The 10,463-nt window shown below is 67.5% G+C and carries 10 protein-coding genes; 8 read left to right on the top strand and 2 right to left on the bottom strand.

The window, feature by feature from the left end:
* Positions 1-54: 54 nt before the first annotated feature.
* Positions 55-1,140 (bottom strand): LacI family DNA-binding transcriptional regulator, encoded by a 1,086-nt coding sequence (locus tag Q0480_RS11230; RefSeq protein WP_299132972.1) that lies wholly within the window; start codon positions 1,138-1,140, stop codon positions 55-57.
* Between the two features lie 165 nt (positions 1,141-1,305).
* Here Q0480_RS11230 and Q0480_RS11235 point away from each other — a divergent pair, with 165 nt between their 5' ends.
* The 7 genes from Q0480_RS11235 (at position 1,306) to Q0480_RS11265 (ending at position 8,505) form a co-directional block, all read left to right on the top strand.
* The gene (locus Q0480_RS11235) at positions 1,306-2,634 is read left to right on the top strand and encodes an extracellular solute-binding protein (protein ID WP_299132974.1); all 1,329 of its coding nucleotides are present in this window, start codon (positions 1,306-1,308) and stop codon (positions 2,632-2,634) included.
* A 62-nt stretch (positions 2,635-2,696) separates the two neighbouring features.
* Positions 2,697-3,644: a carbohydrate ABC transporter permease gene (locus Q0480_RS11240; RefSeq protein ID WP_299132976.1), complete on the top strand. Its 948-nt coding sequence runs from the start codon at positions 2,697-2,699 to the stop codon at positions 3,642-3,644.
* Positions 3,641-4,582 (top strand): carbohydrate ABC transporter permease, encoded by a 942-nt coding sequence (locus Q0480_RS11245; protein WP_299132978.1) that lies wholly within the window; start codon positions 3,641-3,643, stop codon positions 4,580-4,582. The genes Q0480_RS11240 and Q0480_RS11245 overlap by 4 nt, the downstream gene beginning before the upstream one ends.
* Complete coding sequence (locus tag Q0480_RS11250) at positions 4,579-4,767, top strand: hypothetical protein (RefSeq protein WP_299132980.1); 189 nt, start codon at positions 4,579-4,581, stop codon at positions 4,765-4,767. The genes Q0480_RS11245 and Q0480_RS11250 overlap by 4 nt, the downstream gene beginning before the upstream one ends.
* Before the next feature lie 3 nt (positions 4,768-4,770).
* The gene (locus Q0480_RS11255; protein ID WP_299132982.1) at positions 4,771-5,868 is read left to right on the top strand and encodes an ABC transporter ATP-binding protein; all 1,098 of its coding nucleotides are present in this window, start codon (positions 4,771-4,773) and stop codon (positions 5,866-5,868) included.
* Complete coding sequence (locus tag Q0480_RS11260; protein ID WP_299132984.1) at positions 5,861-6,856, top strand: ABC transporter ATP-binding protein; 996 nt, start codon at positions 5,861-5,863, stop codon at positions 6,854-6,856. Before Q0480_RS11255 ends, Q0480_RS11260 begins: the two co-directional genes overlap by 8 nt.
* 11 nt (positions 6,857-6,867) lie before the next feature.
* Positions 6,868-8,505: a dihydroxyacetone kinase subunit DhaK gene (locus Q0480_RS11265; protein WP_299132986.1), complete on the top strand. Its 1,638-nt coding sequence runs from the start codon at positions 6,868-6,870 to the stop codon at positions 8,503-8,505.
* Between the two features lie 29 nt (positions 8,506-8,534).
* Here the strand turns inward: Q0480_RS11265 and pip are convergent, their stop codons facing one another.
* Positions 8,535-9,509 (bottom strand): prolyl aminopeptidase, encoded by a 975-nt coding sequence (gene pip, locus Q0480_RS11270; protein WP_299132988.1) that lies wholly within the window; start codon positions 9,507-9,509, stop codon positions 8,535-8,537.
* A 50-nt stretch (positions 9,510-9,559) separates the two neighbouring features.
* Between pip and ubiG the strand changes: the two genes are divergently transcribed.
* Entirely contained in the window at positions 9,560-10,339 is a 780-nt protein-coding gene (ubiG, locus tag Q0480_RS11275; protein WP_299132989.1) for a bifunctional 2-polyprenyl-6-hydroxyphenol methylase/3-demethylubiquinol 3-O-methyltransferase UbiG, read from the top strand.
* The last annotated feature ends 124 nt before the right edge of the window (positions 10,340-10,463 follow it).

Below are 10,463 nucleotides of genomic sequence, written 5' to 3' on the forward strand. Positions count from 1 at the left end.
TATCCAACCAGACGGAATCGTCTGGTGGTCAAGATATTGCGCTAAATCAAGACTCTAGGGCGGGCGAGCCGGCGTCGCCGGATCGGAATCCGCTCTGACCGCGGAAGCATCGCTCGCGCCGAGATTCTCCTTGATCAGGATATCGATCCGCACCCGCTCCTGCGAGGCGATGGGCTCGCGGTCGTCGCTCCGCGCGCGGAGGAGGCGGATCGCGCTGCGGACGAGGTGGCCGGGATCCTGGGCGATCACCACGTCGATGTCGCCGGAGGCGAGGCCCGCCTCGGTGTAGCGCGTGCGCTCGTGCGTGACGACCACGATGCGGGAGAGGTCGCAAAGCTCGCGTAGCGCTTCCAGCGGCGCGCGGGCCTCGGAGCTCAGGATATAGGCCGCGACGATCTCGGGGTGGCTGGTGACAACGTTGCGGACGACGCGGCGCGCGCGCTCCGCGTCGCCGTGGGTCTCGAGCGAGGGCAGCGCCACCAGATCGGGATAGCCCGCCGTCAACACGCCATCGAAGCCGCGCCGGCGCTCGAGGCTGTCGCGCGCGTTCATCGTCTCGGCGACGACCAGCACCTTGCCGCGCGCCGCGCCGGCGAAGCGGCCGAGCAGGCGGGCGGCGGTGGCGCCGGCGGCGTGGTTGTCGATGCCGACGAAATCGATCCGGCGCTCCAGCGACTGGGCGGAGACGAACTGCACCACCTCCACCCCGCGCTCGATCAGCCGGTTGATCGCGTCGCGGACCTGCGGCGATTCCGGGGCCATGATCGCGAGGCCATCGATCATGTCCGGCGACTGTTCCGCGATTATCCGGGCAGTCTGGTGGGGGTCCTCGTCGAGCACGCGCAGGTGACGCACGAGGATCGCATCGCCGGCGACGCCCTCGCGCGCCTCCTCGATCCGCTCGACCAGTGCTTCAAGGAACTGGTCGCCGTGCCGCGGCAGCAGGAAGACGAAACGATAACTCCGCCCGCGCGCCAGATTCGCCGCGGAGAGGTTGCGGACGAATCCGAGCTCGTCGATCGCGCGGCCGACGGCCTGCGCCGTTTCCTCGCGCACGCCCGGTCGGCCGTTCAGCACGCGATCGATCGTCGCGAGGCTGACACCGGCGGCGCGGGCGAGGTCTTTTGTCGTCGGCCTCATCGGCTTTTCCCTTGGCTTGCCCGATGTTTGTCCATTTCCATCACCCACCGCAAGGCGAATGATGTGCGTACCTCATAAATTTGTTGCGCTGATGTGCGCACATCATGTAACGATATTTCCAATCGGTCGGAAACGCCGGCCGCGATGACGAATCGGGAGGATGCAATGAAACGAGTGCTCACGCTGTCCCTGACGGCCGCGGTTTCCACGGCGGCGATTTCCGTCGCCGGCGCGGCGCGGGCGGACGATCTGACGCTCTGCTGGGCGGCCTGGGATCCGGCGAACGCGCTGGTCGAGCTCAGCAAGGAGTTCGAGGCGCAGTCGGGCAACAAGATGAGCTTCGAGTTCGTGCCCTGGCCGAATTTCGCCGACCGGATGCTGAACGAGCTCAATTCCGGCGGCGGCCTCTGCGACCTGATGATCGGCGACAGCCAGTGGATCGGCGGCGCCGCCGAAAACAACCTCTATCTCAAGCTCAACGACTTCTTCGCCGCCCAGAACATCACGATGGACGACTTCATTCCGGCGACGGTCGCGGGCTATTCCGAATGGCCGAAGGGGACGCCGAACTACTGGGCGCTGCCGGCCTTCGGCGACGTGGTCGGCTGGACCTACCGCAAGGACTGGTTCGAGCGGCCGGAGCTGCGGGCCGAGTTCAAGGAGAAATACGGCCGCGACCTCGCCCCGCCCGCGACCTTCGCCGAACTGAAGGACATCGCCGAATTCTTCCAGGGCCGCGAGATCGACGGCAAGAAAGTCTATGGCGCCGCGATCTATACCGAACGCGGGTCCGAGGGCATCACCATGGGCGCCATGGACGTGCTCTACAGCTTCGGCTTCCAGTATCAGAACCCCGACAAGCCCTATGACCTCGAGGGCTTCGTCAACTCGCCGGAGTCGGTGGCGGGCCTCGAATACTACAAGGCGCTGTATGACTGCTGCACGCCCCCGGGCGCCTCGAACTGGTACATGTCCGAGGATGTCGACGCCTACAAGTCAGGCCAGGTGGCGATGCAGATGAACTTCGCCTTCATCTGGCCGGGCATCAACGCCGATCCGAACGTCGGCGGCGACAAGACCGGCTATTTCCCCAACCCGGCCGGCCCGGGCGGCGACCAGTTCGCCCAGCTCGGCGGGCAGGGGATCTCGGTGGTCGCGGCCTCCGACAGCAAGGACGCGGCGCTCGACTATATCAAATGGTTCGCCCAGCCCGAGGTGCAGGCGAAATGGTGGAAGCTCGGTGGCTATTCGGCGCTGAACGCGGTGGTCAACGACCCCGGCTTCGCCACCAGCCAGCCCTATGCCCAGACGTTCCTCGATTCGATGGCGATCGTGAAGGATTTCTGGGCCGATCCGAGCTACGCCTCGCTTCTCGACGCCTCACAGCGTCGTTTCCATGACTACGTGGTCGCCGGCAACGGCACCGCGCAGGAAGCCCTCGACGGACTGGTCGCGGACTGGACCGAGGTCTTCGAGGACGCGGGCAAGATGTGATCCGCCGGGCGGGGCGCTCCCAGCGACCCGCCTACCTCGCCAATGGCCACCAAGGACGAGACATGTCCCCTACCTCGCTTGATTATGTCGCGCAGGCGACGCCGAAGACTGTTGCCCGGCGGCTGCGCGGCCTGTCGGACCGGGCGATCGCCTGGATCTTCATCGCGCCGACCATCGCGCTGCTGCTCGCGATCAATATCTTCCCGCTGATCTGGACCATCCGGCTCAGCTTCACCAACTTCCGCGCCAACCAGCCGAACGCGCCGGTCGAGTTCGTCGGCATCCGCAACTATGTCCGGATCCTGACCGACGAGGACATCTGGGCGACGATGCAGGCGACCGCGCATTTCGTCATCTGGACCCTGGTCCTGCAGGTGGTCATCGGCTTCGGCCTCGCCTGGCTCATCAACCGCAAGTTCCGCGGCAACGATCTCTGGACCACGATCATCGTGCTGCCGATGATGCTGAGCCCGGCGGTGGTCGGCAACTTCTGGACCTTCCTCTACCAGCCACAGATCGGCCTGTTCAACGCGGTGGTCGGTTTCTTCGCCCGCGTCGATCCGTCGAGCTTCTCGATGATCGGCGAGGTGGCGCTGGCGCCCTGGGCGATCATCATCGTCGACACCTGGATGTGGACGCCCTTCGTCATGCTGATCTGCCTGGCCGGCCTGCGCTCGATCCCGGAGAGCATCTACGAGGCGGCGGAATGCGACCGCGCGAGCAAGTGGCGGCAGTTCTGGACCATCACCATCCCGATGGTGCTGCCGTTCCTGATGCTCGCCGTGCTGTTCCGCGGCATCGAGAACTTCAAGATGTTCGATCTCGTGGTGCAGCTGACCGGCGGCGGGCCGGGCAACGTCACCGAGCTCACATCGATCAACCTCAAGCGCGAAGCCTTCGAGAAGTGGCGAACGGGCTATTCCTCGGCCTACGCGGTGATCCTGTTCGTCACCGTCTTCGGCCTGGCCTCGATCTATGTGAAGGCGCTGAACCGGGTGAAGGAAAGATGAGCGGCTATTCGATCACCGAGCCCTCGGACGGGCAGAAATGGATCGCCGGGACGCTCGTCGTCCTCTACGCGGTCATCACCCTGCTGCCGCTCCTCTGGATCATCGCGACCGGCTTCAAGTCGCCCTCCGACTCCATCGCCTATCCGCCGAAGCTGGTCTTCGAACCGACGCTGGAAGGCTACGTCAACCTCTTCACCTCCCGCACTCGTGCGACGCCGGAAATGCTGGCCGAAGTCGGGCCGCCGACGACCTGGTACGATGCGATCGTCCGCAAGTACGACATGGTGATCACGGGCCCCTCGCGCTACGGCGAGCGGTTCATGAACTCTCTGATCATCGGCTTCGGCTCGACCTTCCTCGCCATCCTGCTCGGGACGATGGCCGCCTACGCCTTCTCGCGCTTCAAGGTGCCGCTGAAGGACGACCTGATGTTCTTCATCCTCTCGACCCGGATGATGCCGCCGATCGCCGTCGCCATCCCGATCTTCCTCATGTACCGCCAGCTCGGGCTCAGCGACACGCATCTGGGGATGATCCTGCTCTACACGGCGGTGAACCTGTCGCTGTCGGTCTGGCTGCTGAAGGGCTTCATCGACGAGATCCCGGTCGAATACGAGGAAGCGGCGCTGATCGACGGCTATACCCGCTTCCAGGCCTTCCGGAAGGTCGTGCTGCCGCAGGCGGCGACCGGCATCGCCTCCACCGCGATCTTCTGCCTGATCTTCGCCTGGAACGAATACGCGTTCGCCGTCCTGCTGACTTCGGGCAATGCGCAGACCGCGCCGCCCTTCATCCCGACCATCATCGGCGTCGGCGGCCAGGACTGGCCCGCCGTCGCCGCCGGGGCCACGCTTTTCCTCGTCCCGGTCATGGTCTTCACCATTCTTCTCCGCAAGCATCTCTTGCGCGGGATCACCTTCGGAGCCGTGCGCAAATGAGTCATTTCCTCCATGGCCTGGCCCGCCTCCGCCGCGGTCCCTGGGAGATGGTCGCCTCGGTGCTGATCGCCCTCGGCGTCCTCATGCTGATGCAGCCGTTCGCGCTCTGGCTGTTCACCTGGTCCTTCGTCGTGGTGCTGACCGGGACGGTGATGTTCATCGTCGTCAGCCACTTCCGGGCCTGAGCCATGGCCCAGATCAGAATCGAGAACGTTCGCAAGGAATTCGGCGCCTTCACCGCCGTGCAGGGCTCGACCTTCACGGTTGAGGACGGCGAGTTCTTCATGCTGCTCGGCCCGTCCGGCTGCGGCAAGACCACCACTTTGCGCATGATGGCCGGCCTCGAGCTCCCCACCTCCGGCTGCATCTATCTCGGCGGCGAGGAGGTCGGTCAGAAACCGGCGAGCCAGCGCGACATCGCCTTTGTCTTCCAGATGTTCGCGCTCTATCCGCATATGAACGTACGTCGGAACATGGCCTATCCGCTGGTCAGCCAGGGAATGCCGCGCGCGGACGTCCGCGCCAAGGTCGAGGAGGTCGCGCGCATCCTCGGGATCGTCGATATCCTCGACCGTCCGGTCGGTGGTCTCTCCGCCGGCGATCGCCAGCGCGTCGCGCTTGGCCGCGCCATCGTGCGCGAGCCGAAATGCTTCCTGATGGACGAGCCGCTCGGCGCGCTCGACGCCGAATTCCGCGAGCATATGGCGGGCGAGCTGCGCGCCCTGCACGACCGGATGGGCGCGACAACCGTCTATGTCACCCACGACCAGATCGAGGCGATGCAGATGGGCGACCGGATCGTCGTCATGAACCACGGCGTCGTCGAGCAGTTCGGCCGGCCGCAGGAGATCTACGACTGGCCGGCGACGATGTTCGTCGCGGGCTTCATCGGCTCGCCTGCGATGAACTTCCTGCCCTTCGAGGGCGTGGCGGCGCCCGGCGCCTCCAGCCTGCGGATCGGCGAGGTCGAGATCGGCATCCCCGACCTGCGCGAGGGTGCCCGCGGCCGCCTCGCCCTCGGGGTCCGTCCCGAGCATATCCGTCTCGACGACGCCGCCCCGTACCGGGCGCGGGTCGCGGCCACCGAATATCTCGGGACGACCCAGATCGTGACGCTCGATACCGCGCACGGGGCGGTCAAGGCGCGGCTCGCCTCGACCGAACCGATCGCCGTCGGTGCCACGACCGGGCTCCGCCTCGACGCCCGCACCTTGTCGGTCTTCGAGGCGGAGCGCGGCCGGGCGCTGGCTTCCGCCGCCAACGAGAAGGTGCTCCGCCATGGCTGAGGTGGTCCTGACCGACGTGACCAAGCGCTTCGGCGCCAACACGGCCCTCGACGCGGTGTCGCTCACCGTCCCGAACGGCGCCTTCGTCGTGCTGCTCGGCCCGACCGGCGCCGGCAAGACCACGACGCTGCGGATGATCTCGGGACTCGACACCCCCGATTCCGGCGTGGTCCGCGTCGGTGGCCGGCCGATGGCGGGCCTCACCCCCGCGCAGCGCAACGTCGCCATGGTGTTCCAGCAATATTCGCTCTACCCGCACATGACGGTGCGCGAGAACCTCGCCTTCCCGCTGCGCTCGCCGCTCCTCGCCACGCCGCCCGACGAGATCGCCCGGAAGGTGAGCTCGGTCGCCGAGGTCCTGCAGATCGGCCACAAGCTCGACAACAAGGCGACCGCGCTCTCGGGCGGCGAGATGCAGCGCGTCGCCATCGGCCGGGCGCTGGTTCGTGATCCGGCGATCTACCTGATGGACGAGCCCCTGAGCTCGCTCGACGCCAAGCTCCGCGCCGACCTCCGCGTCGAGCTGAAGGGCATCCAGGCCAATACCGGCGCGACTCTCCTCTATGTCACCCACGACCAGATCGAGGCGATGACCATGGCCACCCATGTCGGTGTGCTGGAACAGGGCCGGCTGATCCAGTTCGGATCCCCGCGCGAGATCTACGAGGACCCGGTCTCGATCAGCGCGGCGAGCCGCCTCGGCCAGCCGAAGATCAATATCCTGCCCGCCGACCTGTTCGGCCACGCGCCCGACGGAGCCATTTCCATCGGCCTGCGTCCCGAGCAGATCCGGCAGGGCGAGGGCGAGGCGAGCACCGTGCGGCGCATCGAACGGCTTGGCGATCAGACGCGGCTGCATCTCACGTTCCGGGGCCACGAGATCATCACCGTGACCGACCCCCATACCGGCCTCAGGCCGGGCGACAGCCTGAAGATCCGGCCGGAGAAGCCATATTTCTTCGACGCCACCGGCCAGCGGACCCAGTGAGGCAAAATGACATGACCCAGTTCTTCAATGCCAAGGAAACCATCGTCACCGAGGCCGTCGACGGTCTGCTGGGGCTCTCCGGCGGCCGCCTCGCCCGCCTCGACGGCTACCCGCACATCCGGGTGGTCGTCCGCGCCGACTGGGACCGCTCGCGCGTCGCGCTGGTCTCGGGTGGCGGTTCCGGCCATGAGCCGGCGCATGCCGGCTTCGTCGGCCCCGGATTGCTGACGGCGGCGGTCTGCGGCGATGTCTTCGCCTCGCCATCGGTCGACGCGGTGCTCGCGGGTATCCTCGCCGTCACCGGACCGGCAGGGTGCCTGCTCATCGTCAAGAACTATACCGGCGACCGGCTGAACTTCGGCCTCGCCGCCGAGCGCGCCCGCGCCTTCGGCCTCAAGGTCTCGATGATCATCGTCGATGACGACATCGCCCAGCCCGACCTGCCGCAGGCCCGCGGTCTGGCCGGCACGCTCTTCGTCCACAAGATCGCCGGGGCGCTGGCCGAGGACGGCGCCGACCTCGACGCGGTGACCGCCGCCGCGCAGCGCATCGTCGCGCAGACCCGCACCATCGGCATGTCGCTCGACACCTGCACCGTGCCCGGCTCGCCGAAGGAGGCGCGCATCCCGCACGGCAAGGCCGAACTTGGCCTCGGCATTCATGGCGAGGCCGGCATCGAGCAGGTGGATTACACCGATGCCCGGACCGCGATCACCATGGTCTGCGACCGGCTTGCGCCGCTGATGGGCGAGGGGCCGCATGTCGCAATCCTGAACAATCTCGGCGGATCCTCGGTGCTCGAAATGTCGGTGCTGGCGAACGAGCTCGCCCGTTCCTCGATCGCCGGCCGTCTCGGCCATGTCATCGGCCCGGCGGCGCTGATGACCTCGCTCGAAATGCGCGGCTTCTCGGTCTCGGTCTATCCGGCGACGGCGGAGGATCTGCGCGCGCTCGCCGCGCCGACGCCGCTCGCCGCGTGGCCGGGCATCAACCGCCTCGCCGAGGTCGCGGTGGTCCAGCTGCCCGACGGGCTGCGGCCGATCCGTCCTCTGCCGTCCGACCATCCGGCGACGCGGGCCTTTCTCACCCGCTGCTGCGACATCCTCATCACCTCCGAGGCCGATCTAAACGCGCTCGATGCCAAGTCGGGCGACGGCGACACCGGCTCGACGCTGGCGACCGCCGCCCGCGCCATCCTCGCCGGCATGGACCGATTGCCGCTCGCCGACCAGACCCAGCTCTATCGCGCCATCGGCCAGGAACTCGGCCAGACGGTCGGCGGCTCCTCCGGCGTGCTGCTTGCGATCTTCTTCGCGGCCGCGGGGGATGCCGCGTCCAGCGGCCTGGCGATGCGCGACGCGCTGGCCGCGGGGCTCGCGCGATTGCAGGAGATCGGCGGGGCGCAGCCTGGCGACCGGACGATGGTCGATGCCCTGAAGCCGGCGCTCGAAGCGCTCGGCGACGGCCTTCCCAAGGCCGCCGAGGCCGCCCGACGGGGCGCGGACCGCACCGCCGACATCCCGCGGGCCAGAGCGGGGCGCGCCTCCTACCTGAGCGCCGACCAGATACGGGGCCATGTCGATCCCGGCGCCGAAGCCGTGGCGCGCCTGTTCGAGCGCATATCCAGCGCCGGCCCCGTGGACGCCTGAGGCCGACGTCGATCCCCGACGTTACAGGGTCAAGCGCGGAGGGTATCCATGATCCCGACGAGCTCGGAGCTGATCCCGGGCTCGGACAAGGCGTGCCCGGCGGTCTGGATCATGCGCAGCGTCGATCCGGGCCAGGCGCGATGCAGGGCATAGGCGGTGTGCGGCGGACAGATCATGTCGTAGCGGCCCTGCACGATATGTCCCGGCACATGCGCGATCCGTCCCATGTTGCGCAATATATACCCGTCGCCGTCGAGAAAGCCGCCATTGACGAAATAATGGTTCTCGAGCCGGGCGAAGGCCAGCGCGTAGGCGCCCGACGGATAGCCGCGGCCTTCGCCGGGATCGAGCACGGCGAGCGCGCTCTCCCATCCGGCCCAGGCGCGGGCGAAGCGCGCCTGTTCGTTCGCATCCTTGCCGAACAGCCGCTTGTGGTAGGCGGCGATCAGGTCGGCGCGCTCCTCGCGCGGGACCATGTGCGAGAAGGAAATCCATGGCTCGGGCCAGAAGCCGCCGGCGCCGCCGCCGTAGAACCAGTCGAGTTCGCCCTGCGTCATGGTGAAGACGCCGCGCAGCACCAGCGCCTTCACCCGGTCGGGGTGGGTCTGGGCATAGATGAGCGCGAGGCAGGCGCCCCAGGATCCGCCGAACACGGTCCAGCGCTCGATGCCGAACTCGGCGCGGATCCGCTCGATGTCGGCGACGAGATCCCAGGTTGTGTTGTTCTCGACCGCGGCGTTCGGGGTGGACCGGCCGCAGCCGCGCTGATCGAACAGGATCACGCGATAGTGCGCGGGATCGAAGAAGCGCCGCATCCCCGGAGAACACCCGCCGCCCGGGCCGCCATGCAGCACCACCACCGGCTCGCCCTCGGGGTGGCCGCATTGCTCGACATAGACCCGGTGGCCGCCGGGCATGTCGAACATCCGCTGCTGGAACGGCTCCAGCGGAGGATAGAGTCCGCTGCGCGGCCCCGCGCCGCCCTGATTGATGTTTTCCTTCATTGCGACAGTATGTATCCGGTCGAGAGCCGAGACAATCGCAGGTTGGCATCATGAGCGCAACGTCCCCCGCCGAACCGCTGACCGGCCGCGTCGATCCCGCCGAGGTGGCGAAGTTCGAAGCGATGGCCGCCGAATGGTGGGATCCGAACGGCAAGTTCAAGCCGTTGCATATGCTGAACCCCTGTCGGCTCGACTATGTCATCGACCAGGTCTCGGCCGAATTCGGTCGGGATCCGACCGCGCCGCGGCCCTTCGCCGGCCTGCGCGTCCTCGATATCGGCTGCGGTGGCGGGCTCCTGTCCGAGCCGATGGCCCGCCTCGGCGCCGCGGTGGTCGGCGCGGACGCGGCCGCCCGCAATATCCCCGTTGCCCGGCTCCATGCCGAGCAGTCGGGGCTCGCGATCGACTATCGCCACGCCACGGCCGAGGATCTCGCCACGGCGGGCGAGCGGTTCGACGTGGTGCTGAACATGGAGGTGGTCGAGCATGTGCCCGACCCGCTCGCCTATCTTTCTGCCTGCCAGACGCTGCTGCGGCCGGGCGGGCTGATGATCTGCTCGACGCTGAACCGCAATGCGCGGAGCTTTGCCATGGCGATCATCGGGGCGGAGCATGTCATGCGCTGGCTGCCCAAGGGCACGCACGACTGGCGGCGCTTCATCACGCCGGACGAGCTTTTCGCGCTGATCGAGCGCGCCGGCCTGACCCCGGTCGATCGCAAGGGCTTCGTCTTCAACCCCGTGACCTGGAGCTGGCGCGTCTCGGACCGCGATCTCGCCGTGAACTACGTGACCGCCAGCACAAAGCCGGGAAGCTGGGCGCCGGCCTGACCGTTTTCAACGGTCAAGCCGGGCATGCCCCTCACGACTTGCACGCTTCGGCGAAATCTTGACCCCTCGCGCCCTCCGGAGGTTTCCTCCGGGCGCGCGTCCGCCGCGACCTGCCACTGGCAGG

It is taken from the genome of uncultured Amaricoccus sp., assembly GCF_937891315.1.
GTDB lineage: Bacteria > Pseudomonadota > Alphaproteobacteria > Rhodobacterales > Rhodobacteraceae > Amaricoccus.